This window comes from Nitrospira sp. MA-1 (genome assembly GCA_032139905.1).
In the GTDB taxonomy this organism is placed as follows: Bacteria; Nitrospirota; Nitrospiria; order Nitrospirales; family UBA8639; genus Nitrospira_E.
In genome coordinates this window covers 214,490-238,122 of sequence record JAQJDB010000006.1, presented here as the reverse complement: position 1 = coordinate 238,122, position 23,633 = coordinate 214,490, and the positions used below count along the sequence as shown (strand labels likewise).

At 49.6% G+C, this 23,633-nt stretch carries 24 protein-coding genes; 4 read left to right on the top strand and 20 right to left on the bottom strand.

Going from position 1 to position 23,633, the window contains the following annotated elements:
• Positions 1–66: 66 nt before the first annotated feature.
• The 10 genes from PJI16_08465 to PJI16_08420 form a co-directional block, all read right to left on the bottom strand.
• Positions 67–1,770 (bottom strand): 30S ribosomal protein S1, encoded by a 1,704-nt coding sequence (locus PJI16_08465; protein MDT3777592.1) that lies wholly within the window; start codon positions 1,768–1,770, stop codon positions 67–69.
• Positions 1,771–1,830: 60 nt separating this feature from the next.
• Entirely contained in the window at positions 1,831–2,496 is a 666-nt protein-coding gene (locus PJI16_08460) for a lysophospholipid acyltransferase family protein (protein MDT3777591.1), read from the bottom strand.
• Positions 2,493–3,152 (bottom strand): (d)CMP kinase, encoded by a 660-nt coding sequence (gene cmk, locus PJI16_08455; protein ID MDT3777590.1) that lies wholly within the window; start codon positions 3,150–3,152, stop codon positions 2,493–2,495. Before cmk ends, PJI16_08460 begins: the two co-directional genes overlap by 4 nt.
• A 67-nt stretch (positions 3,153–3,219) precedes the next feature.
• A complete protein-coding gene (aroA, locus tag PJI16_08450) occupies positions 3,220–4,515 on the bottom strand; it encodes a 3-phosphoshikimate 1-carboxyvinyltransferase (GenBank protein MDT3777589.1) in 1,296 nt (431 codons plus the stop codon).
• Positions 4,512–5,447 (bottom strand): prephenate dehydrogenase/arogenate dehydrogenase family protein, encoded by a 936-nt coding sequence (locus PJI16_08445; GenBank protein MDT3777588.1) that lies wholly within the window; start codon positions 5,445–5,447, stop codon positions 4,512–4,514. Before PJI16_08445 ends, aroA begins: the two co-directional genes overlap by 4 nt.
• Positions 5,437–6,450 (bottom strand): 3-deoxy-7-phosphoheptulonate synthase, encoded by a 1,014-nt coding sequence (gene aroF / locus PJI16_08440; protein MDT3777587.1) that lies wholly within the window; start codon positions 6,448–6,450, stop codon positions 5,437–5,439. The genes PJI16_08445 and aroF overlap by 11 nt, the downstream gene beginning before the upstream one ends.
• A 21-nt stretch (positions 6,451–6,471) precedes the next feature.
• The gene (hisC, locus tag PJI16_08435) at positions 6,472–7,557 is read right to left on the bottom strand and encodes a histidinol-phosphate transaminase (GenBank protein MDT3777586.1); all 1,086 of its coding nucleotides are present in this window, start codon (positions 7,555–7,557) and stop codon (positions 6,472–6,474) included.
• 136 nt (positions 7,558–7,693) lie between these two features.
• Positions 7,694–8,776, bottom strand: coding sequence for a prephenate dehydratase (pheA, locus tag PJI16_08430; protein ID MDT3777585.1), 1,083 nt, complete (start codon positions 8,774–8,776; stop codon positions 7,694–7,696).
• A gap of 155 nt (positions 8,777–8,931) precedes the next feature.
• Positions 8,932–9,891 carry a class I SAM-dependent methyltransferase gene (locus PJI16_08425; GenBank protein MDT3777584.1) on the bottom strand — a complete coding sequence of 320 codons (960 nt, stop codon included), beginning with the start codon at positions 9,889–9,891 and terminating at the stop codon, positions 8,932–8,934.
• A gap of 520 nt (positions 9,892–10,411) precedes the next feature.
• A complete protein-coding gene (locus PJI16_08420) occupies positions 10,412–11,125 on the bottom strand; it encodes a class I SAM-dependent methyltransferase (GenBank protein ID MDT3777583.1) in 714 nt (237 codons plus the stop codon).
• A 233-nt stretch (positions 11,126–11,358) separates the two neighbouring features.
• Here PJI16_08420 and PJI16_08415 point away from each other — a divergent pair, with 233 nt between their 5' ends.
• Together PJI16_08415 and PJI16_08410 are read left to right on the top strand one after the other, a co-directional pair.
• A complete protein-coding gene (locus PJI16_08415; protein ID MDT3777582.1) occupies positions 11,359–11,583 on the top strand; it encodes a hypothetical protein in 225 nt (74 codons plus the stop codon).
• Positions 11,584–11,881: 298 nt separating this feature from the next.
• Positions 11,882–12,052 carry a hypothetical protein gene (locus tag PJI16_08410; GenBank protein ID MDT3777581.1) on the top strand — a complete coding sequence of 57 codons (171 nt, stop codon included), beginning with the start codon at positions 11,882–11,884 and terminating at the stop codon, positions 12,050–12,052.
• A gap of 1,065 nt (positions 12,053–13,117) precedes the next feature.
• Here PJI16_08410 and panB read toward each other — a convergent pair.
• The gene (panB, locus tag PJI16_08405; GenBank protein MDT3777580.1) at positions 13,118–13,906 is read right to left on the bottom strand and encodes a 3-methyl-2-oxobutanoate hydroxymethyltransferase; all 789 of its coding nucleotides are present in this window, start codon (positions 13,904–13,906) and stop codon (positions 13,118–13,120) included.
• Positions 13,907–13,937: 31 nt separating this feature from the next.
• A complete protein-coding gene (gene folD, locus PJI16_08400) occupies positions 13,938–14,795 on the bottom strand; it encodes a bifunctional methylenetetrahydrofolate dehydrogenase/methenyltetrahydrofolate cyclohydrolase FolD (GenBank protein ID MDT3777579.1) in 858 nt (285 codons plus the stop codon).
• A gap of 261 nt (positions 14,796–15,056) precedes the next feature.
• On the opposite strand from folD, the gene PJI16_08395 reads away from it, so the two are divergent.
• Both PJI16_08395 and PJI16_08390 read left to right on the top strand, forming a co-directional pair.
• Positions 15,057–15,983, top strand: a complete 927-nt coding sequence (locus PJI16_08395) for a hypothetical protein (GenBank protein MDT3777578.1) — start codon at positions 15,057–15,059, stop codon at positions 15,981–15,983.
• Positions 15,984–16,038: 55 nt separating this feature from the next.
• Positions 16,039–16,647, top strand: coding sequence for a hypothetical protein (locus PJI16_08390; GenBank protein ID MDT3777577.1), 609 nt, complete (start codon positions 16,039–16,041; stop codon positions 16,645–16,647).
• 41 nt (positions 16,648–16,688) lie between these two features.
• Here the strand turns inward: PJI16_08390 and PJI16_08385 are convergent, their stop codons facing one another.
• From PJI16_08385 to PJI16_08350, 8 genes are all read right to left on the bottom strand, one after another.
• On the bottom strand, positions 16,689–17,264 hold the full coding sequence (locus PJI16_08385; GenBank protein MDT3777576.1) for a peptidylprolyl isomerase: 576 nt from the start codon (positions 17,262–17,264) through the stop codon (positions 16,689–16,691).
• A gap of 47 nt (positions 17,265–17,311) precedes the next feature.
• Positions 17,312–18,082, bottom strand: coding sequence for a ribonuclease III (gene rnc, locus PJI16_08380; GenBank protein MDT3777575.1), 771 nt, complete (start codon positions 18,080–18,082; stop codon positions 17,312–17,314).
• A gap of 170 nt (positions 18,083–18,252) precedes the next feature.
• Positions 18,253–19,506, bottom strand: a complete 1,254-nt coding sequence (gene fabF / locus PJI16_08375; protein ID MDT3777574.1) for a beta-ketoacyl-ACP synthase II — start codon at positions 19,504–19,506, stop codon at positions 18,253–18,255.
• Between the two features lie 121 nt (positions 19,507–19,627).
• Positions 19,628–19,858, bottom strand: coding sequence for an acyl carrier protein (gene acpP, locus PJI16_08370; GenBank protein ID MDT3777573.1), 231 nt, complete (start codon positions 19,856–19,858; stop codon positions 19,628–19,630).
• A gap of 59 nt (positions 19,859–19,917) precedes the next feature.
• Entirely contained in the window at positions 19,918–20,661 is a 744-nt protein-coding gene (gene fabG / locus PJI16_08365; GenBank protein MDT3777572.1) for a 3-oxoacyl-[acyl-carrier-protein] reductase, read from the bottom strand.
• 40 nt (positions 20,662–20,701) lie between these two features.
• Entirely contained in the window at positions 20,702–21,634 is a 933-nt protein-coding gene (fabD, locus tag PJI16_08360; protein MDT3777571.1) for an ACP S-malonyltransferase, read from the bottom strand.
• Between the two features lie 77 nt (positions 21,635–21,711).
• Positions 21,712–22,527 carry an SDR family oxidoreductase gene (locus PJI16_08355; GenBank protein MDT3777570.1) on the bottom strand — a complete coding sequence of 272 codons (816 nt, stop codon included), beginning with the start codon at positions 22,525–22,527 and terminating at the stop codon, positions 21,712–21,714.
• Between the two features lie 121 nt (positions 22,528–22,648).
• Positions 22,649–23,623, bottom strand: coding sequence for a ketoacyl-ACP synthase III (locus tag PJI16_08350; protein MDT3777569.1), 975 nt, complete (start codon positions 23,621–23,623; stop codon positions 22,649–22,651).
• Positions 23,624–23,633: the final 10 nt, after the last annotated feature.

Genomic DNA, 23,633 nt, shown 5'->3' with positions numbered 1-23,633 from the left:
CATAGTATTCGGGATTGGCCATCCTGAAGAAGCCCCATATTCATCCAATCATTCTGCCCATGATGCCTATTCGCCCTCATCCCCTTGATCTTTCTTTTGGACAACGCGCCCAAAGCTCTGGTCCACACTACCTTGAGAGCTATTAAACTCTTCAACCTCACTTTGCTCCAGATCCTTCAAATGCTCCCAAAGACTTAACGCAATTTTCCGATCATCACAGTCAACCTTGACGATTTTTGCGGAGACATCCTGACCAACAGCAAACTTTTCCTCGAGTCGCTCCTGCACATCCGGCCCGATCTCACTGATATGAATTAACCCTTCTACCCCGCCATCTAATTCCACGAATACACCAAAGTCAGCGATTTTTGAAACTTTGCCGGAAGTGACCTCCCCAACATGATATTGCTGAGGAATATCAGAGACCCATGGGTCCGAGATCAGCTGCTTATACCCCAAGGATAACCGCTCTTTTTCTTTATCAATTTTCAAAATAATGGCTTTAACCGATTGTCCCTTCTTGAACAGTTCCGAAGGATGTTTGATATGCTTCGTCCACGACATATCAGAAATATGGATCAGGCCATCGACACCTTCGTCCAAACCTACAAAGGCACCAAAGTCGGTCACGCTTTTTACTTTACCCTCAATCTCTGTACCTTCCGGGTACTTGTCCTCAATGATATCCCAAGGGTTAGGAGCCGTTTGCTTCATTCCAAGAGAAATTTTCCGGCTATGTTGGTCAACATGAAGCACTTGAGCCTCAATTGTATCGCCCACGGAGACCACCTTTGAGGGATGGCGAACTTCATGAGTCCAAGACATTTCCGACACATGGACCAAACCTTCAACCCCTGGCTCCAACTCGACGAATGCCCCATAATCGGTCAGGCTCACAACCCTACCATTCACGCGACTTCTTGACGGATACTTTTCTTCAACTTTAGTCCAGGGGTCTGGAGATTTCTGCTTAACACCCAGGGAGATACGACCCGTTTCCCGGTCGTATTTCAATACTAAGACTTCAACACGATCTCCAATGGAGAACATGTCTGAGGGATGCCCCACACGGCCCCAGGAAATATCGGTGATATGCAGCAGACCATCGATGCCACCCAAATCCAAGAAAGCTCCATAATCCGTTATGTTCTTCACGGTCCCTTCAATCAACTGCCCTTCAGACAACGTAGACAAAGTCGATTGTCTTCGTTTGTCACGGGTTTCTTCTAGAAGAGCCCGTCGGGAGACCACCACATTTCCCCGACGATGATTAATCTTAATAATTTTAAAGTTATACGTTTTCCCGACCAGACCATCCAGGTCTCTGACTGGTGTCAAGTCAATTTGCGATCCTGGCAAAAAGGCCTTCACCCCAATATCAACGATCATGCCGCCCTTAATACGCGAAATGACTTTCCCCTGCACTTGCTTTTCATCTTTGTGGGCAACTTCCAAATCCTCCCAAACCTTCATTTTGTCAGCTTTTTCTTTGGAGAGGAGCAAATTACCATCCGCATCTTCGCATTGCTCGATATACACTTGAACCGGATCATTGACCGCCAACTGTTCCAACTCTTCCGGAGAGAATTGGTCGGCAGGAATCATACCTTCAGACTTATAGCCAATATCCACCACCACTCGATCTCGCTGGATATCAATGACCCTGCCTTCGGTTATCGTTCCTTCTTCAATATTTTTAAACGTTTCATCGTATAATGCGGCAAGGGTTTCGCGATCCATTTTTTCAGGTTGTTGAGTAAGAGTATTCATCCGACTTTTGATACCTCCAGCAGAGTTTGGCGGGTTAAATGGTTATTGCCATGATTAGTCTCACAATTTACTTCTTAAATCTGTCTCATACGCCTGCCGGGTCGGAGAGGGAACGCCACCCAATTGAGCAATATGATCCATCACAGTTACCGATACGTCTTCATAAAATGATTTGGCACTCTCCCCATCATCTTTTTTACAAAATTTCAATGGTTTCCCAAAGCTGACCCTTAACGGAAACAACCGTGGCCATCTTGCCCGGATGGGAAGAACTGTAAAGGTACCAGAAATATAAACAGGAATCACCTGGCAATTTGATTCAGCCACCAAATAGCCTAGTCCAGGCTTCCCGATTTGCAAGGCCCCGTCCTCCGTCCTTGTTCCCTCAGGGAAAATAACTACGGGTTCACCTGCTTGCAAGTGAGAGAGTGCCTGTCCAAAGGCCTTCCTGTCCAGTTTGTGGGTTTTCAGTGGGATCCAGCCAAGCTTTTGCAAGGCCCAATTCATGTAGCGATTGGGGAATAAACTCGCTCTCCCTAAAAAAAAAACGCGCCGCGGAATCGCGCACCCTAACAGGGGAATATCAAGGTAGCTGGCATGGTTAGCCGCAACGATGATTCCGCCTGTCCTGGGAAAGTGTTGGAAACCCTCTGTCCTAAATCGAAACAGGAGTCGAGCCAACCCATTAAACAGGATCCATAACAGCCCGTAAGCCGCTCCACTCACAAACGATCCACAATGATTTGCATCATACGTCCAACAACTTCTTCAACAGATTGTCGAGAGGTGTCGATCATGATCGCCTCAGGCGCCGGCCGTAACGGATCAACCGTTCTGGTCCGGTCACGATCATCTCGGACGGCCATGGCGTCTCGCACCGTCTCCAGATCAACGGCTTTCCCTTTTTGACACAATTCTTGTTGGCGCCGGTTTGCTCGAACCTCCAATTCCGCATCAAGAAAAAACTTCACATCAGCACTTGGGAACACCCGTGTCCCCATATCCCTTCCTTCAGCGATAACGCCAACTTCACCACCAATTTTTCGCTGAATCGGGAGTAACCAGTCCCTGACTGATCGAATTGCCGCAACGCAGGAAGCCAATTGGCTAATGGCTGGAGTTCTGATGGCCTCCTGATTAATGGCCTGCCCATCAACCCAAACGGAAAGGCCATCCCCACTCAGCATCAGTCGCAGATCTGTCCGTGCAAGAAGTCCTTGGATGTGAGCAGTATTGTTCGGGTCTATTTGGTCTTCCTGAACTTTCCAGGCAATGGCCCGATATAAAGCACCCGTATCCAGGTAAACATATCCGAGACGTGTAGCCAAACACTTGGCCACAGTGCTTTTCCCGACTCCCGCTGGACCGTCAATAGTGATCATTAACCGATGACGTTGAACGGCCCTATTCTCCTCTTACCAACTAATTTCTGGAGCATTATAATGGTCGCTAAGAATTTGTCAATAAATCCAACAGCTTATCTTTAAAGCCCGGGAAGGAGGTTTCAACGCAAGCCACATCCTCAATGGTAACCGGAGACTCTGCCACTAATCCGCAAATGGCCAATGACATCACCACCCGATGATCGCCATAGCTCTGACAAATCGCACCCTTGAGAGGGGAACCTCCATTGATGATTAAACCATCCGGCTGTTCCTCCACCTCAACGTGGAGACGCGATAATTCGGTCGCCATAGCTCGAATACGATCGGTCTCCTTCACCCGAAGTTCTTGTGCTCCGGTAATGCGTGTCTGGCCATGGGCCAAAGCGGCAGCCACGCACAATATAGGCAATTCATCAATCGTTTTGGGAATGAGTTCAGGCCCAACGATCATTCCCCTCAGCGGAGCAGACCTCACACGGATATCACCTACCGGTTCCCCCGATATTTCACGTTGATTGACAATAGTGATATCAGCCCCCATCTCGAGGAGAATATCCAGAATACCAGTTCGTTCGGGATTCAACCCTATATCAGTGAGTAAGATATCCGAATCGGGAACGATCGATGCGGCAACCATGAAAAAGGCCGCAGCCGAGATATCTCCGGGAACCGCAATCGGTTTTCCATCAAAAGAGGGTCGACCTTGAAGCTGCACGGTGCACCCATCAACCTGGAGGGAGACTCCCAAATAGTCCAGAAGACGCTCCGTGTGATCTCGGGATCGTCTAGGCTCCTTCACAATGGTCGTCCCTTCGGCAAAGAGCCCGGCCAACAGGACGCACGATTTTATTTGCGCACTGGCGACAGGAGATTCGTAGAGAATCGCCTTGAGTCCGTTCCCTTGAATAGCCAAAGGAGCCAACTCACCACCATGTCTTCCCGAGATAACAGCCCCCATTTGACGAAGAGGTGTGACCACCCGGCCCATCGGACGACTTCTCAAAGAGGCATCACCCGTGAGAACGGAAAAGAAATTTTGCCCGGCTAAGACGCCAGCTAGTAAGCGCAAACCCGTCCCGGAATTTCCACAATCCAACACATTCGACGGTTCCTGCAGCCCCCAGAGCCCTTTGCCGGTCACCTCAACTGCCTCGGGGGTTTCCTGCACATCAGCGCCTAAAGCACGTATCGCACTAAGGGTATTCAGGCAATCCTCTCCTTTAGAGTAGCCTGTAATACGTGTCTGGCCCTGCGCCAAAGCTCCAAAAATGAGGGCACGATGCGTGATGGATTTGTCCCCTGGCACCGACACTCTGCCACGAAGAGGTTTTGTAGTTGGAAGAATTGTGAACTGATTCATATCAACCGCTCTCGCGAGGCTTTTGCCCTGGCAATCGCATCGTACAATCCATCTGCATCCCGTTTACTCAACTTTTCACGAAAACCTTGTAACTGTTGAATATACTGATCCACCATCTCCACCAAATTCTCATGATTGGCGACACAAATATCCCGCCACATTTCAGGCGAACTGGCGGCAATCCTGGTGGTATCGCGCAACCCTCCGCCGGAAAAATTCAGCAAGTCCCCAGCCTGTGACGTTCGTCCCTGCAACGCTTCCAAGGTGTGCATAAGAGAAAAGGCTGCGATATGAGGCAAATGACTCACCGCACCGAAAACCCAATCATGGTCCATGGGATCCATAGACGACACCACGGATCCAACAGTCTCCCAAAGATGCCGAACTCTTTCCAGAGCATGGGCATTCGTATGGGAAGTCGGAGTCAGAATACATCGAGCGTCTTGAAATAAATGCGAGTCGGCGTGAGCCACTCCAGATTTTTCCTTTCCGGCAATCGGATGAGCGCCGACAAAAAACGTCGAAGGAAGCAACCGGGCTTCAACTTTTGAGACCAGTTGACCCTTCACGCTCCCCACATCACTCACGATTGCGGACGGAGCTAGATCTTTTCCCCACAGGTCAATTTGTGGGAGATAGGTCTCGACAGGAGTGGCCAGGACAATTAAATCCGAGTGGCTCACTGCATCATGAGGCTCCAGAAAAAATTGGTCAATGGCACCCATTTGAACGGCTAAATCAAGATTTTCTTGTCGACGACCGATCCCCACGACCGTCTTGGCTAAGCCCTGTTTCTTCAGCGCAAGGCCGAGAGAGCCGCCGAGCAGGCCTATCCCGATAATGGTCACGTGTTGAAAGAGGGGTTCTGAATGGACAGTCGACATGATGGAAGGCAAAAGTGTCGGATTCACAAGAGGAGAATCAAAGTTCACGACCGACAGCCTGCGCCACCTTTTGTAAATCATTCATGAGTTCGGTAAACCGGCTGGGCTTCAGCGATTCCTCTCCGTCGCACAAGGCACATTCCGGATTGGAATGCACTTCAATCAACAAGCCGTCAGCACCAGCCGCAATCGCCGCTTTAGCCATAGGAGCCACAAGTTTCCAATTGCCCGTTGCGTGACTCGGATCCACAATGACCGGCAGGTGAGTCATTTCCTTTAAAGTGGGTATCGCACTCAGATCAAGCGTATTGCGATACTGAGTCTCAAAGGTGCGAATCCCTCTTTCACACAGCATGACATTCCGATTGCCACGGGACATAATATACTCCGCGGATAAGAGTAACTCTTTAATCGTGGCCGACAGCCCACGCTTCAATAAGACGGGTTTGTCATAGGCGCCAACCTCTTTTAAGAGTTCAAAATTCTGCATATTCCGGGCGCCAATTTGGATCACATCCGCTTTTTCTAAAAAATGTCCGAGGTCACGTGCATCCAATATTTCACTCACAACAGGAAGACCCGTTTGTTGCCTAGCTGCAGCCAAAAAATCCAATCCTTCCTGTCCCAAACCCTGAAAGGAATAAGGCGACGTGCGAGGCTTATACGCTCCGCCCCGTAAAATGCGGGCGCCTGCCTTCGCGACTTCTTGAGCGATACCAACCGTAATTTCTAATTTCTCCACCGCACAGGGACCAGCCATAACCACGATCTGGCTTCCCCCAACTTTCACGCCGGCCACGTCAATGACAGAATCCTGTTTTTGAAATTCACGGCTCACTAACTTCCAAGGAGCCAGAATGGGAGTCACGCTTTCCACACCGGAAAACACGCTCAATGGTTGTCCTTGTAACACCCGGTCATCGCCGAGCACTGCCACTATGGTCCGTTCTTTCCCCTTCGTGATTTGAGTGGTCATCCCCAACGAACGAAGACGATCGATCAAGTGATCAATATCCTGATCAGTGGCTTCAGGTTTTAAGACAATAACCATAAATGAATCAGAATCCTTGCACTACAACACTGTGGAGAGGACTCGAGTCAGAGAGTCAAGGAAACGACGGTTTTCGGACGGTTGGCCAATGGTCACCCGGAGCATTGGCCCACGAATATGCCGAACGATCACGCCCTCTCGAAGCAACGCCTCATACGCAAGTTTTCCGTCAATCCCTGCATTGAAATACAAAAAGTTGGCTTGACTGGGAACGGGCTCTAAGCCCATGGTGGTTAGTCCTTCTTCCAGAAACGTCATTTCGGCTTCATTCATGGCCCGGCTTTTCGCCACATGGTCGTCATCCGAAAGAGCTGCTCGTGCGGCTTCTTGAGCCAAGCTATTCACGTTGAACGGGGGGCGAACCCGATTCACATATCCTGCAATTTCTTTGGTCGTCAACCCATATCCCACGCGCAATCCTGCCAATCCATAAATTTTCGAAAACGTCCGTAGTACCACAACCGGCCGCCCTTCACGAACATACTGCAAGCTGTCCGGAAAATCGGGATGTCGTACGTACTCATAGTACGCCTCATCAAATACGACGACCACATGATCAGGAAGCCTGGAGAGAAATCCGTCAATTTCCCTTGCCGTCAGCATGGTACCCGTTGGGTTGTTCGGATTGCAGAGAAAAAAGAGCCGTGTGCGATCAGTAACCGCGTCAACCATGGCCGCCACATCGTGGGCCCAATTTTTCAAAGGCACCTCTACCGGCACACCATGCCCTCCCAACACAGAAAGCTTGTACATCACAAAGGTCAGATCGGCCATTACCGCTTCATCACCCGGTGAGAGAAATGCGCGGACTAAAAGACTGATGATTTCATCTGACCCATTGCCCACCAGAACCTGATCCTCGGGAAATTTCAACCGCTCGCCCAATGCCTGCCGAAGGTAGTGAGCCCCGCCATCCGGATACCGGTGAAGCGAGGCTGCTGCCTCCGCCAGGACCTGCAGCGCGTTCGGGGAAGGACCCCAAGGATTTTCATTAGATGCCAGTTTAATTGCCTGGGTAATTCCCAGTTCCCGCTCCAATTCATCCAAGGGTTTCCCTGGAGAATACGGTGTTAACGAGGCAATTGTGGGATGGACATGCAATGGCATGGGCTTACATTCTTTCTCTTGTGAACATGAAGGAAAAATCCAGAAAATTTCACGTCTACCTGGGCCTGGGACGAACGTTTGCGGAAGCCCCTTCCCCGATCTCCATTCCTCAAGGACAAACAGCGAGCATCAAACCTTACTGATGCGAAGAATAAGACCCCAGAACCTTCATCATCAAACAACGTGACCGGACTTCCTCCAGGGCCTTCTTGAGGCGATCATCGTCCTGATGACCTTCCAAATCCATATAAAACAGATATTCCCAGACTTTTCGTCTGGTCGGCCGTGATTCAATTTTGGTCATACTAATGCCGTGGGATGAAAACGGGCGGATCAGATCATACAGGGCTCCAACCCGGTCTTTGGCCGAGACAATGATCGACGTTTTATCCCGGCCGGTTGGCTCAGCTCCCTTTTGGGATAAAATGAGGAACCTGGTGAAATTATTAATATTATCTTCAATTCGTGATCGCAGAATGTTCAATCCATACAACTGAGCTGCCAATTCGGAGGCAATGGCCCCTGCAGTTGGATCATTCACCGCCCGCTCAGCGGCCCGAGCCGTACTGGGCTCTTCCGCAAAATTCACCGAAGGCAAGTTGGTTTCGAGCCAGTTTCGACATTGGGCAATGGCATGCGGATGAGAATAGACCGTCTTGATCTCATCTATTTTTTCCGCCTTAGAAAGAAAGTGATGGGACACTTCCAGCATCACTTCACCATAAATCAACAGAGGTGAGTCTACGAACAAATCTAACGTATGATTGACCACCCCTTCCGTCGAGTTTTCTATGGGAACCACGCCAAACCGCATACGTCCGCGTTCCACTTCATCAAACACATCTTTGATGCTATTGACCGATACATAGTCGGCCGATCCTCCAAACTTTCGCATGGCAGCCAGATGTGTAAACGTGGCAGGAGGCCCCAAATAGGCGACCGTTTGGGTTCCCTCCAGAGAGAGAGACGCCGACATAATCTCCCGGTAAAGATGACGAAGGGCTTCACTGGGAAACGGTCCTGGGTTTTTGCGCATCAACCGTTCCACGATCGCCGCTTCCCGACCGGGCGTGTGAAGATGGGCAGACGAATCCTGTTGTTTTTTCAGATGCCCGATTTTAATGACATATTGAGATCGCTCATTCAATATATTAAGAATGTCGTCATCAAGCCGGTCGATCTCCTGCCGGCATTGTTGCATATCTTCTGGAAGCTCCATGAGACTCATCCTTTATCCTGGAAAATCTGCAATTTAGGCAGGAGCATACAAGGAATACCATGCTGTGGCAAGCAAGCGTTTTCCCCTTTCAACTTGCGGCTTTCCTATATACCCAGAGCCACATTTTCCAGCCACAAACGCAGGAGCTTCCCCGATCAGCGCGGCACCAGAAAGACATACCGCTGAAGACGATCGCTCAAACACCGATCAGTCGCTTTGATCGTCCACTCTGGAAAAGTCGAGGTAATCCACTCCAGAGTCAACGAGGAATCCCCATAGGTCACGTCACCATCAATCGGTGCCCGGTTGTGGGGGTTGAAAGCAAAGCCCTCCTCCCGATGTCGAACGGCTAGGGCCGCTTTCTGCGCGGATGATGTGTGAGGGTCATGCTCCCAGTTTTCGACAGGGCGAATAGTAATGGCTAACATGCCATCATCCGCAAGGTACTTCCGCAAGGTGTTCAACGACGCGCTCATCGCCCTTTGAGACAGGTGGGTGAACACGGAGAAGGCATAAATGAGATTAAACTTCACCGTCCCGACCGGCAAGGACACAGGGAGGTAGTCGGATACCATGAAGTTTGTACTGAGACCCGACTCCCGGCAAAGTTCAATGGACTGTTCCCAGGGATCGACCCCGAAGACTTTTTCCTCGGCGGTGAAGTAATAGAGCAATTGCGCGATACGGCCATACCCACATCCAAAATCCAAGATAGTGGCATCATCCAGAGACCGCCCGGTCACTCGTGTGTAGTTGTAACTCAATGCACGCACGAACGCTGTTGTTTGCTTGAGCAATTCGACTCCATGGTTCCCCGTCCAGTTTCGCTGCACCTCATTACTCGCCATGGCAGGAAGAAGTCGTGAAAGCTTGGGGTACTCAGGGTCGGGCATGGACAGCAACACCAGTCCGAATTCCTCCAGACTGAGTTGTCGAAGGCCCGTGATGGCATCCTGGCGAGTCGTTACGCTTTGGTCATTTTCCAATGTACGCAAAATCTCCTTGGCATACCCCAGCATATAGCCCTCGGTCGAATTCCAATTCACAGACAGTGAGAACCTGGCTGGAAGACTCTTCAGCACTTTCAGGGCATATTCCTTCAACATATTTTTCATGAACACATTTACCGACCGTTGAAAATTTGCCGCAAAAAATGATCCCCGCCGCAAGCGGACGGGGCATTATGAATGTACTCGCTCAGACGAATAGTTTATTACGCCGCAGGCAGCGGGAAATATACCCTCAAGGGATTTAACTTCTTCTTTATACCGCCGGAGAGCCTGCAAGGCATCCGCCTTTAGAATGGGCATAGGGGTTAACAAATTCAGAGATTCCAGTCATTGAATAGGCCGAACCAGTCGTTGAAAACCAAGACCAATCCTCAAGCCCTGGAGAATTATTTAGTCCTGATCTGTGATCTCGACACGGAGCTCTCGACCTTCTGAATTTGATTTGAGCAGTGGATTGAAGCTCTTCGTTGCCAAACCCTTGATAAGAGCCCTTGGTAGGATGGATTGAAGTTTCCCTTCAAAGTTGAGATATGCACTAAGAACTCTTACGACTCAAGTGCGGCAACACGTGGCGTGGCTCTCATCTAAACGTTGTGACCAATTTAGATGCTTTCATTACATAAACCTATTTTTCAATCAAATAATACACACTTCCTCTGTCTTCAAGTCTATTATTGCCTTCAAGCTCATTGAAATGCTGGTCGATGATTTTTGGGCAGATTTTCTTGATCATTTTATCAAACGATTTTCGACTATATCTGTTTCCCCATGTCCAACCTGGGGCCGGAGCTTCAAAATAATCTTCACTCTCTGTTTTTAAAGAAACAACACTCTGAACTATTAGGTATTTATTTGCCATCCCGTATGATAGGTCCAATATTTTATCGGGGGCATCGACATGATAAAGACCTCCCACATTTACCACGACATCTGTTGAAATGAATTTTGAATTTGGCGTGATCTCTTCTTTCTCAAATTCTACGCCATGAAGATTCAGTCGTTCGGCTATCACATTAGCATGTTCAAAATGCTTATCCCTATCGTTATCGATGCCAATGCTTCTATTACAGCCCAGCCTGGAGGCAACCATAGCGTAAAAACCATCCGCGCAAAACAGCTCTGATAAAGATACGCGGTCTAAGGCATGTTTTTTAGATTTAGCAATAGCATAAGCAATATAGGCGATGATAATCGGTGCTTTTGCTTGTTGATTTAATTCGTAGATACCTGGCAACTGAACATTATTTACCCCAAAGAACGAATAATTATGATATAGCGGGCCCAAATCAGAAAGAATATTATCCTCGGCTTTATTGGGGGACTTGAACATTCCAGGCATACGCACAATCTCCTTAGTTGAAATGATTGACCTTTCGCCTATCCGTTGAGTTCATGAGCACCCGAGCCCGAAGGGCGGAGAAAACCGACAAGCATAGCTATCCGGTGCTTTCCTCTAAAGAAAAGCTAGACATAACCGGCCTTGCTAATTCTGATTTCTTAATCATCCATAGCTCTCATCGCTTTGTTCAAAAATCACCTGCCCCACGACAAACAAGCATTACATAGTACTCAATGACCACAATGCCAGAAAATTTCCACGGACTTGAACAGGCAAGAGCTTGGCCTCAAAAGAGCTTTACCCCAAAAATTTCGTTGGGAAACAGCGGCACATTTAATATATTTGCAGATAGGGTTTGGCAAATTTCAGAACAAAACAATCAAAAAGGCCTTAGGGGTAATAAAGTTTTCACATCTTTTGCTCACACACTTACCCAAAAACGCGGCACAATTGAATAATAGAGACTTCAAATCCCCCCCGCAGAGTTTGTCGACCTCCTGAATGTGATTCGAACACAGGATTGTTACCATGCCAGGATGGCTATTCTTTTTATAATGTTTGTCCCTTTGCAAGTGCACAGAGGCGTCCAGAATTAGGCATCAGTTGAAAATTCCATTAAGCTCGTTTTCTATAAGGTAATTCGCCAGAGAAAACAACGATAGCTTCTATCTCGTTATCTGTGAGCGCCGGAGAGCATATTTTGCCAAGCATTTAAGCAGCCGTCCTGTTAAAAAGCCGGAACGAGATGTCTCCGCCATGCGAGATGCTTTGTGGCATATCACCAGCGATACGCGTCCGCAGGTCACGGTTTTTCGCTTGGACACCGGGGTGTTTTTATGGCACGGCCCCCTGAAGATTGATGCCAATAAAGGCAAATATCCTGAAGGGCAATTTGATCTCCTTCTGGCTTTTGCACCTGTCGCATAAGCTTCTTTCTAAATTTCTCTCACTCCTTATTATTGTCGCCATAGACCAGATAAACAGCCAGATAGTATCGACCTTCACGGACAAAGGATGTCATTTTTGGAAGTCATTTCTGATATCCCTAGGCTTTGCATTCACGGGTTTCACTTCCATAACGATCAAGTTGTCGTCCATTCCGCCAGACTTGTGTACTAGTAAATCCGGCTTGGTTTTGCCCAAATCAGCTTTACTTAGAATCGGGTGCACTGCCTTGTCAACTTGTCCTCCAAGCGAATACCCAAAGGTATCACCGGTAACTACTCTCAATTGATGATACAGCTCATAGCAGTACACGCGTTCTCGGTAGATCGGGTTCGCTTGGCCAGGAATCGGAAGCAGCATCTATTGGTCTGGAATTTCTGCTGTGGCCTCTGCGAGGCAGACTAGGAATTGATGGCATGCGTCCTCTCCCACTTTCGAATTTGGCATCATGATGTAATTCAAGCAGTAGCCTCCAAACAGTGCGCTTCAGAACCTTTCAGGCTAACAATAATTAAGTTCATCCACGTACGGTGCGAATCTGTGATTTCCTGTCCATTTAACCTCTCATCGACTCTTCTGAAAATAAGCGGCAATCTCTGCGGTTTCAGTCAATGGCTGTTCATACGGGCATGTCCTAGGGCATATTATTCGGATCAGCATCCCACCACCTGATGAATGGTTTGTCCATCTATACGACTGCGAACGCTTGCCGATCCCGCAGGACACCAAGCGCCAATCGAACGCTTTAGAATGGTCGTGGGGAGATTTTTGGTGAACTGGCGAGTTAAGTCAAGTTGCCTGTGTTCTTTGGCTTCTCTTTTTGACCATGTCTCTTGGGTTTGGTGAATTGGGGAATTCTAGATGGGGAGTTTGGGGTGAAAAAATGAAAGATAAGATTGATGGCACGCGATGAGGATGAGTCGGAACCGAAGGCTATCTTGCCAGGCTTATGGAGAGCGGTTGTTCTGGAAGCATTAAGGGTAGGGAATAGGTAAATTTGTTCCCCCGGAAAACCTTGAAGAGAAGGGGGTGAAAAAATTAATTTATTTAATGATAACTTTCAGCGTCGGTGGGGAATTTTCCGCATTCAACTTCTTCTTTATAGCGCCGGAGCGCCTGTAGGGCGTCCGCCTTCAGATGGGCATACGGTTTGACAAATTTGGGGACGAAGTCATCGAAGAGGCCCAACAGGTCGTAGAGCACCAGCACCTGTCCATCACATCCCTGCCCGGCGCCAATGCCAATGGTCGGAATAGAAAGGGCTTCGGTAATACTTTGCGCCAGCCCGATTGGCATGCATTCCAACACCACCGCAAATGCCCCCGCAGCCTCAAGGGCCTTGGCATCGCTCACAATCGTTTCCGCTTCTTCCTGCGCCTTGCCCTTAACTGAATATCCGCCAGATTGATTGACCGATTGTGGGGTCATGCCCAGGTGACCCATGACGGGAATACCAAACCGGGTCATGGCCTCCACCCGATCGACCACTGGCGCACCACCCTCAAGTTTCACAGCAGCCGCCCCCGCTTGCAGAAAACGCCCCGCATTCCGCACGGCATCTTCCACGCTGGCCTGGTAGGACATAAACGGCATGTCCCCAATCACCAGCGCCCGTTGGGCAGCCTGAGCCACCAGCCGCGTGTGATAGAGCATGTCTTCCATGGTCACTGATAAGGTGTTGGGCTTGCCTTGCACGACCATGCCAAGGGAATCTCCAACCAGAATGACGTCAAGCCCGGCTTGCTCCACAACCCGGGTAAACAGCGCATCGTAGGCCGTGACGACCGTGAGCTTTTTACCCTGTTTCTTCTGTTGGACAAATTCGGGAATCGTCATGTGTGCCGATTTCTTTTGTATGCAGTGAGGGTTATTTGCCAGCAACCCGCTTCGCGGATTCCACCGTGTTCTGAAGCAGCATAGCGATCGTCATCGGGCCAACGCCACCGGGAACGGGTGTAATCCATCCGGCTCGCTCCTTCACCCGACCAAAATCCACATCCCCGACTAATTTTCCATCGGCTAATCGATTGATCCCCACATCAATGACGATCGCCCCCTCTTTCACCATGTCTGGGGTGACGAAAAGCGGTTTCCCGATGGCCGCAATCACGATGTCCGCTTCCCGAACCACCCCGGGGAGATCTTTGGTCCGGGAATGACAGATGGTGACAGTGGCATGTCGGTGCAAGAGCAACATAGCCACCGGTTTTCCCACAATATTACTCCGGCCAATAACCACGACACGTTTCCCGGCAATATCCTGTCCGGTCGAATCGATCATCTGAATGACCCCTTTTGGGGTACAGGGGATAAACCCTGGGTCGCCGGTCACTAAACGCCCGACATTGACCGGATGAAATCCATCCACATCCTTCTCCGGAGAGACGGCGTGCAAAATCGCTTGACTGTCCATGCCCGAAGGAAGGGGAAGCTGGACCAGAATGCCATGGATCTGGGGATCGGCATTGAGCTGATGAACCAGCTTCAATAATGATTCTTGGGGGGTCGATGCCGGCAAAAGATGTTCCTGAGGATAGAGTCCGGCCTTTTCACAGGCAATTCTCTTGTTCCGCACATAGACGGCCGATGCCGGATCATCTCCTACCAATACTGCGGCTAATCCGGGCTTGATTCCGGTATCTTTTTCGAAAAGGCGAACGTCTTCAGCAATGCCCTCTCGAATCGCCTGGGCTAATGCTTTGCCATCAATGATCTGTGCTGGCACGTTGACTCCTTCAAATAAAATGGTCAAACCGCTATGAGCGGTGATTTACGATATCAGGCAGGGAAAATCTTCGTCAACGAAATGGCTTCCTCACCATTCCTTGACACCCTACAAAAACCTCACTTACCATGCCCCTTCAGGTTTTCCTCTAACCACATCCCTTGTCGCTCTGATCGTCCTCATCGTCTCAGCGAAAGTTCGGTTATTTCCATGAACCCATATTGCCTTGCTGCTTCTTTCAGGAATGCGATCCTCACTAGTATGTTGGTGCTGAGTTGCTGGACTGCTGTTTATGCCGAGGAGGTGGCGAATTTAGCGTTCCCGCAAAGCATGATTGCCGATGAAGGGCAGGTCTATTTCATCGCCAATGCCAACGGAGACCCCGGGACACGCGAAAATAAAGGTTTTATCAGTAAAGTGACCCCTGAGGGAAAGATGATTGATCTCCATTTCATCCAAGGTGGGCAAAAGTCGGTTATCCTGAACTCACCCAAAGGAATGGCTCTGGTGGGCGCAACTCTTTATGTGGCTGACCTGGATGCGGTCCGAGGATTTGACAAAAACACCGGAGAAACGCTTCACACTATTTCCTTCGCACAATTCCACAGTCAATCACTTGCCGGGCTGGCTGCGGATCCTCTAGGCGGGCTGTATGTCTCTGATTCCGACTCCAATACCATCTATCACATTGATGAAGCCGCCCACGATCATACCGTGACGGTCTTTGCCCAGGATGAGAGCCTGTCACACCCACGTGGCCTCACCATTCATCCCAGGAATGGGCATGTGGTGGGGGTTGGATGGGAGGATGGGAAGATCTTTGAGATTGATGAACACGGGACGATTCAGGAGCTGTTCGCCAATACTTTTTTTACTGGTGGGTTCTATAATTTAGACGGTATTGATTTCGATAAATACGGCACCATGTATGTGTCTGACCTCACGGTAGGGAAAGTCTGGCGAATCCTGGCCAATCACAAAAAAGAGGTGATTGCCGAGTTTTTGTTGTCCCCTTCGGGGATCGGGGTCGACCGTGTCAATCATGTGATCATGGTCCCCTACCTGTATGTAAACGGCGCCGAAATTAATGGTCTTGAGCGTCCCTCTAACGATAACCCCAACAAAAAAACCCGATCTTGGTCTGATTATGGACTGGGCTGGCTTAAGAAAGATGCGGCAAATGAGTAAGTGCCTCTATTGTCATCAACGTAAAGGGAAACGGACGTGTCCCGCCCTTGGAGGAATGATTTGCAGCCAATGTTGCGGCACCAACCGCATCACGAATATCAGTTGCCCGACTTCCTGCGTCTTTCTTGAGAGCAATGATGACTACCAGCAAAAACGAGTGGGGAACCGGTTTGAACTCGAACGTCGGGGGTTCTACCGACAATTATTGGATCTCGGGGGTGAACGGGCGACTGAAATATTTTATGTCTTTGAGGCCTTGGCTTATCGCTTTTTCCAGGACCGGCGTGACGCACAGGACGCCGAGGTATTGGAAGGCCTCCAAAGCCTCAGGCGAAGTTTCAGCCTGATCCAGATACCAGATTCGGGAATACCCGCTTTCGGTGAAGAATTACGAAAGGAATTTAAGGTCTTCGGCGAACGCCAACCCTTAGAATCTCATTTGGTCACCAACGTCTTAGACCAGGCTCATATCTTCATCCAGGAATTTTCCGGATCAGGGCTTCGGTCCCATCGATTTTTACATGGATTACTCGGCTATATCCGGGAACGCCATCCCGATGTAGCAGAACAACTCGCCCGCCAAACCGGGGCGGGAGGGCGCATCATTATTCCCAGTGGATTTGATTACGCACCAGACCCCCCTTCGACAGAACCCGTCAGCTGATCGGCACGTTTCATCAACATTTCCGGCTTTCCTCTGCCGAGTTACGGCATCACATCTATCGTCATTTCAATCCGCTCTAGTGGATTATCCTTCAAGTCGCGGGGCTGGCCCACAATTGTATCAAGCACTTCAAGGCCTTTTACCACTTCACCAAACACGGTGTACTGGCCATCCAGATGGGGGGCCTTATCCACCATGAGGAAAAACTGGGATCCCGCACTATTGGGGTCTGCCGTGCGCGCCGCGGAGAGAATACCCTTTTCGTGAGCAACCCGGTTAAATTCTGCTGGAACCGTATAGCCCGGTCCACCGGTTCCAAACCGGCTGCGGTTGGCTGGATCTTTGGTCAAAGGATCCCCCCCTTGAACCATAAATCCAGGAATGATCCGATGGAAAATGGTTCCGTTATAAAACCCTGACTTGACTAATTTGAGAAAGCTTTCCACATGCTTGGGTGCTAAGTCGGGAAATAACACGGCTTCCATTTCACCAAATTTCGTTTTGATCAATACGTGAGGTGCCTTGGTATCAGCATTCGATGGTTCTTCCGCAGCCGCCCCGGTTGGGACAAGAGAACCACCTGCGGTGACAATGGTGGACAGTCCGATCACCATCATGAGCTGACGTAGAGCACTCGCTAAAGTCCGTGGCTGCAACACAACCCTCATAATTCCTCCTCCATGGCTAATCTGTTGAATTTCTTGATTGGATGACCAAGCTCGCCTGAAACATGAATCTCAGACTGGGCGAGCGCTTTCGCTGCCGCACATTGTTCGGCTTCTTTTTTTGTCCGTCCTTCTCCCTGTCCCATAATTTTCCCTTGAATTTCCACCGTGACAGCAAAGACCTTCTGATGGTCAGGACCTGATTCCTGAACAAGTCGATACTGCGGACTTACCCCAAATTGTTTATGCGTCCATTCTTGCAGACGGCTTTTCCCATCCCACCCGGCTGATGACACAGGACTGTTCTCTAAGGAAGAAAATTCCGTGGTCAAAACTTTTTGAATAAATGCTCTTGCAGGCTCCAACCCTCCATCAAGATACACCGCCCCAATGATCGCTTCAAGGACATTGGCTAATAGCGATATTTTTTCTCGACCCTTTGAGGCTTCCTCCCCCCGACCCAATCGTAACCACTGTCCCAACCGGAGACGACTCGCCGCTTTCGAGAGAGTAGATCGGCTAATCAATCTCGCTTTAATCTTGGAGAGTTCGCCTTCTGTGCCACTTGGGAACATCGCGGCAAGACTTTCACTCACAATCAATCCCAGCACCGCATCCCCTAAAAATTCTAATCGTTCATTGTGGGGGCTCACCGCCTGGGGTTGAGTTTGAGAGTATGAACGGTGGGTGAGAGCCTCACACAGCAAAGCCTGCTGCTTAAAGACATACTCCAAGGATTCTTGAAGGTCTTCAAATGCAAGAGCAGCCACGAGACCTACAAAGAAATGCTAATGTTGACAGGCATGATCGTTTTTCTCTTATTTTTGACCAAAACAGTGCAGTATATCATATTTTTTGTGGCGAGATTGGGGCAATAGATACTGAAACTCTGGAGAGGCACATCTCTCGAAACTATCCAATCAGAAAGGGGCAATGCTGCCTATTCGCCTTTCCAACGCCGGAAGACCAAACAGGCATTGACACCACCAAATCCAAATGCATTAGAAATGGCGACATCAACAGTACAGGATCTGGCATGAGTCGGAATATAATCCAAGTCACATTCGGGGTCTGGCGTCTCCAAATTGATGGTTGGAGGAATGACGCCCTGGTGCATGGCCATGATAGAAAAAACCGCTTCAATTCCTCCGGCAGCTCCCAATAGGTGGCCGGTCATGGACTTGGTAGAACCTACAGGAATGGAATAGGCCAGATCCCCAAAGACTTTTTTGATGACCTGCGTTTCAATCCGATCGGCAAAGGTGGATGTGGCATGGGCATTAATATATCCCACAGATTCTTTCGCGATCCCCGCATCCTGAATCGCACGCTCCATACAAGTCACCGCACCCGCACCATCGTCTGGTGGAGCGGTTATATGAAAGGCATCGCTATTCATGGCATAGCCGATCACTTCGGCATAGATACGCGCACCACGAGATTTGGCGTGCTCCAATTCCTCTAAGATTAAGACACCGGCACCTTCGCCAATGACAAATCCGTCACGGTCTTTATCAAAAGGCCGACTAGCCCGTTTCGGTTCTTCATTTCTCCTGGACAACGCCTTTGCCGCGGCAAACCCAGCGACCGCTGTCGGGCAAATGGTTGATTCCGCTCCTCCAACCAGCATGACATCGGCCTCTCCCCGCTGAATCAGTCGAAATCCATCTCCGATACAATGATTCCCTGTGGCACAGGCCGTGACCGTACAGGCATTCGGACCCTTGGCACCAAAACGAATCGCTACCTGCCCTGAGGCCAAATTAATAATGACCATCGGGATAAAAAATGGCGAAACCCGGTCCGGACCGCGCTCCAGCAACACCTTATGATAATGCTCAATGGCCGGAAGACCCCCGATACCTGCTCCAATATAGACCCCCACACGATCCGCCTCATCCGGATTTACGACAAGCTTGGCATCATCCACTGCCTCCTGACTGGCTGCAATGGCAAAATGGATAAAGGTATCCATCTTTTTAATTTCTTTTTTCTCAATGAACGTCGAGGGATCAAAGTTCTTGACCTCCCCCGCAATCTGCACGGAATACTGGCTTGCATCAAATCGGGTAATCGGCCCGATCCCGGATTGGCCTTTACATAGTTTCTCCCATGTATTGGATACACCAATATCCAACGGGGTGACCAATCCCAATCCTGTCACAACCACTCGTCGTGGCGTCCATTCACTCATAGAGGAACTCCGTACACATCATCGTTGGAAAACCCCGAAACTGAATCTAAGATTTTACCCCCTCGCCCCCCACAATCAACCATGGGTGAACCGCAATTTCGCACAGCGATCAATGTCCTTCTCAGACTTTTTCCTTAATAAATTCAATGGCTGCCGAGACCGTTTGAATTTTTTCTGCATCTTCATCCGGAATTTCGATTTCAAACTCTTCCTCTAAAGCCATCACCAATTCCACCGTATCCAGGGAATCGGCTCCAAGATCTTCCACAAACTTGGCCTCAGGGACCACATCATCTTCCTCCACACCTAATTGTTCCACAATAATTTTTTTAACACGCTCTTCAACTGCCATTGTTGGCTCCTCCTCATTGCAAAGTTTATCGAATGAGACACATCCTGTTGCGCATGGGCTTAGGACGCCATATGCATCCCGCCATTCACATGTAACACATGACCGCTAATATACCCGGCCTTCTCTGAACTCAGAAAGCACACCGCATCGGCAACATCCGAAGGTTGCCCTAACCGCTTTAATGGAATTTGATTCAGTAACCCCTCTTTAATTTCTGGCGAAAGATGTTGGGTCATAGCGGTATCAATAAAGCCCGGTGCCACGGCATTGACGGTAATATTCCGACTGGCATACTCCCGGGCAATTGTTTTGGTGAGACCAATCACTCCCGCTTTGGACGCTGCATAGTTGGCCTGGCCCATGTTCCCTATCGCTCCGACAATGGAAGCAATATTGACTATTCGACCACTTCGTTGCTTGCTCATGGAAGGCAGAACGGCCTTTGCACAGAAAAATGTGCCGGTCAAATTGACCTGCAGGACAGCATGCCAATCCTCTTCTTTCATCCGCATTAACAAACCATCTCGCGTAATGCCTGCGTTATTCACCAGGATATCCACTCGCCCCCATTCTTTGAGGACGCGATCCATCATTCCCTTAGCCTGCTCCCATTCGCCAACATTGACCGAAACCGCCAACGCTTTACGACCGGATTGTTGGACAAGATCCACGGTTTCTTGACAACGTTCAGCATCAAGATCGGCAACCACGACATCAGCCCCTTCTCTGGCCAATGTTGTCGCAATCGCCTGCCCGATTCCTTGGGCACCACCCGTTACCACAGCAATTTTTTCCGTCAACAACATTCTCAAATCCTTCTTGAAAATTTGGCCCAGTTTGTCTTTACGAACAGTGCGACAGAACGTGAGCGTAGGATTCCTGATCCATTACATTCCACGTGGTAGCCTCTGGAACAATGCGCTTGACTAGACCCGTCAAGACTTTCCCTGGACCGATTTCCACGAAATGCGTGATGCCCATCAGGGCCATGACCTGAATGGTTTCCTGCCACCGTACGGGGGAAGGTAATTGTCGAACAAGGGACTCACGAACCTCTCCCGCTGATACCAGGGCTTTGGCTTCCACATTATTCACCAACGGTACATTTAAATCAGACCACTTTAAAGAATCAATATCTTTTTTCAATCTGTCAGCAGCCACCTGCATCAATGGGGTATGAACCGGAACGCTGACCGGAAGTGGCATCACCCGCTTCGCTCCACGTGCTTTAGCCAATTCTGCAGCATGTTCCACTGCCGCTTTTTCTCCGGCAATAACCGTTTGGCCTGGAGAATTGAAATTGGCCGGAGCCACAACACCCACAGATTCTGCTTCTTGACAGACGCTTCGGACGTCCTTTTCTGACAGGCCTAAGATCGCGGCAACTAACCCGCTTCCAGGAGCCACAGCTTCCGCCATATAACGTCCGCGCTTCTGCACCAAATTAACCGCTTCTCGAAATTCCAGCGCGCCTGCCGCCACTAATGCGGTATATTCGCCCAAGCTATGACCGGCAACTGCAGCGGGAAGAAGGGGACCTTCACGGACCAGTTGAAACGCAGCGAGACTCGTCACCAGCAATGCCGGCTGCGTATATTCAGTTTGATTGAGTTGCTCCGACGGTCCCTCAAAACACAATCCACCGACATCATATCCCAAGATATCGGCGGCTTCCTTGTAGAGGGCCTGAACCGAAGGGCTACTATCAAAAAGAGGCTTGCCCATGCCAATTGACTGCGAGCCTTGTCCAGGAAACAAAAAACCAAAAACTGGCATCATCCTTTTCGCTCACTCTCTAAAAAATTCCATGACTCATGAGCAGTCCCCTACGTGGCTCCCCTCACTTCCTGGAACTAATCAACAATAAACTCTCCACCATCCACACAAATCACATTTCCAGTGATCCAATGAGCTTTCGGATGACTTAACAATCCTAGCGCATCGGCGACATCCTGGGTCGTGGTCAGTCGATTTGAAGGGTTTTTCCGTTTGGCTAATGTCAGCATTTCATCAGAACCGGGTATTTTACGCAAAGCCGGAGTATCCGTGACACCGGCCATCAGCGAGTTGACGGTGATACCCAGAGGAGCGAGCTCCAGAGCCAATTGTCTGGTGTGTGACTCCAGGGCGGACTTTGCAGCGGAAACCGCTCCATACGTTCGCCAGACTCGTGCCCCTCCGGCACTGGTCATGGAGAAGATTCGACTCCCTGATCCCAAAAATTTTTGTGCCACTAAATCCTGGGTCCAATACACCAGACTGTTGGCCATGACATCCAACGTCATATCCATCTGCGCTTTATTAATGGCTTCCGCATGGGATTCAGCAATATACGGCTTCAGTGTTCCAAAAGCTAACGAATGTAACAACACCCGCACACAAATCGGCTTCCCCGATTCTTCCGCACGTTGCTTCAGCGCTTTCAAAATGTCGGCACGCTTTTCAGGATCTGCTGCATTGACGTTAAAAAATAGAACCTCTCGCCCGATTGAACGAATCTGGGAAGCAATACGCTCCGCATTCGGCTGTGTTGATTTTCGATCAAGATGCACCCCACAGATATTCAACCCTAAATTGGCCAACTCCAATGCGGCCGCCTCTCCGAAACCGCTAGAAGCTCCCAGAATCAGCGCCCAATCATTTTCACCCCATGAGGTCGTTCCAGACATAATTCCCCTCTCGTTATAACCTTTCAAATCTTTTGGTTTGCTCTTGTTGGAAGCCTCAGATTCTTCCCCTGCTTTTTAGCAAGAATCTCATTCAGGAAAGAGATACCTGCCGACAATCACATTACCAACGAATTACAGTTGACGCCCAAGTCAGACCTGCACCAAATGCTGCCAAGAGCACCACACTCCCTTTATGAATTCTCCCCTCCTGGACAGCTTGATCGAGCGCCAACGGAATGGATGCTGCAGAGGTATTACCAAATCGATCTAAATTTATCATCAACTTTTCTCGAGCCAACCCCAATCGTTGGCCCACGGCATTCAAAATCCGCATATTAGCCTGATGAGGAATGAAGAGATCGATATCGCCTATTTCCAATTTATTGGCCTCTAATGCCTCTTTGGTGGCCTCTTCCATTGATTTGACAGCAATTTTAAAGGTTTCATTACCCTTCATTTTTATAAAACACCGCTTTTCTTCAAGAACCTCTTTGGATGCCGGTTCCCGCGATCCGCCTCCAGGCACCTGAATCATATCCGAAAGTCCGCCATTGGCATGCAAATGCGTGGAAAGGATCCCCGAACCTTCGGTGCCTTGACCGACTACCACCGCCCCAGCCCCATCACCAAATAAGACGCACGTATTACGATCGGTCCAATCGGTTATCGCTGACATGACTTCGGAACCAATGACCAATACGTGCCGCATCCCACTTTTCACATAGGCATCTGCAATAGCCAACGCATAAATAAACCCGCAACAGGCGGCAGAAATATCGCAAGCCGCTGCCCGATGGGCTCCTAACCGATGCTGGATAAGACAGGCTGTGGAAGGAAGGGGGGAATCCCCTGTGCAAGTGGCTAAAAGGATCAGGTCGATTTCCGATGCCGCCACATCAGCGGCCATTAACGCTCGCTGGGCCGCCTCAACAGCCAAATCGGAACAGGCCTGCCCTGGCTCAACCACGCGGCGCTCCCTGATCCCTGTTCGTTCGGTAATCCAGGTATCCGAAGTGTCAACCATGCGCTCTAAATCCGCATTGGTTAAGACTCGTTTGGGAACATACGCCCCTGTCCCTAGAATCAAGCTCTTCATCCTTGAGACA

Excerpts from the sequence above, each read along its gene's own strand:
- PJI16_08465 (MDT3777592.1), bottom strand. The coding sequence starts at position 1,770 with ATGAATACTCTTACTCAACAACCTGAAAAAATGGATCGCGAAACCCTT.
- cmk (MDT3777590.1), bottom strand. The coding sequence starts at position 3,152 with ATGATCACTATTGACGGTCCAGCGGGAGTCGGGAAAAGCACTGTGGCC.
- aroA (MDT3777589.1), bottom strand. The coding sequence starts at position 4,515 with ATGAATCAGTTCACAATTCTTCCAACTACAAAACCTCTTCGTGGCAGA.
- aroF (MDT3777587.1), bottom strand. The coding sequence starts at position 6,450 with ATGGTTATTGTCTTAAAACCTGAAGCCACTGATCAGGATATTGATCAC.
- hisC (MDT3777586.1), bottom strand. The coding sequence starts at position 7,557 with ATGCCATTGCATGTCCATCCCACAATTGCCTCGTTAACACCGTATTCT.
- pheA (MDT3777585.1), bottom strand. The coding sequence starts at position 8,776 with ATGGAGCTTCCAGAAGATATGCAACAATGCCGGCAGGAGATCGACCGG.
- PJI16_08425 (MDT3777584.1), bottom strand. The coding sequence starts at position 9,891 with ATGAAAAATATGTTGAAGGAATATGCCCTGAAAGTGCTGAAGAGTCTT.
- PJI16_08420 (MDT3777583.1), bottom strand. The coding sequence starts at position 11,125 with ATGCCTGGAATGTTCAAGTCCCCCAATAAAGCCGAGGATAATATTCTT.
- PJI16_08415 (MDT3777582.1), top strand. The coding sequence starts at position 11,359 with ATGACCACAATGCCAGAAAATTTCCACGGACTTGAACAGGCAAGAGCT.
- PJI16_08410 (MDT3777581.1), top strand. The coding sequence starts at position 11,882 with ATGCGAGATGCTTTGTGGCATATCACCAGCGATACGCGTCCGCAGGTC.
- panB (MDT3777580.1), bottom strand. The coding sequence starts at position 13,906 with ATGACGATTCCCGAATTTGTCCAACAGAAGAAACAGGGTAAAAAGCTC.
- PJI16_08395 (MDT3777578.1), top strand. The coding sequence starts at position 15,057 with ATGTTGGTGCTGAGTTGCTGGACTGCTGTTTATGCCGAGGAGGTGGCG.
- PJI16_08390 (MDT3777577.1), top strand. The coding sequence starts at position 16,039 with ATGATTTGCAGCCAATGTTGCGGCACCAACCGCATCACGAATATCAGT.
- PJI16_08385 (MDT3777576.1), bottom strand. The coding sequence starts at position 17,264 with ATGATGGTGATCGGACTGTCCACCATTGTCACCGCAGGTGGTTCTCTT.
- fabF (MDT3777574.1), bottom strand. The coding sequence starts at position 19,506 with ATGAGTGAATGGACGCCACGACGAGTGGTTGTGACAGGATTGGGATTG.
- acpP (MDT3777573.1), bottom strand. The coding sequence starts at position 19,858 with ATGGCAGTTGAAGAGCGTGTTAAAAAAATTATTGTGGAACAATTAGGT.
- fabD (MDT3777571.1), bottom strand. The coding sequence starts at position 21,634 with ATGCCAGTTTTTGGTTTTTTGTTTCCTGGACAAGGCTCGCAGTCAATT.
- PJI16_08355 (MDT3777570.1), bottom strand. The coding sequence starts at position 22,527 with ATGTCTGGAACGACCTCATGGGGTGAAAATGATTGGGCGCTGATTCTG.
- PJI16_08350 (MDT3777569.1), bottom strand. The coding sequence starts at position 23,623 with ATGAAGAGCTTGATTCTAGGGACAGGGGCGTATGTTCCCAAACGAGTC.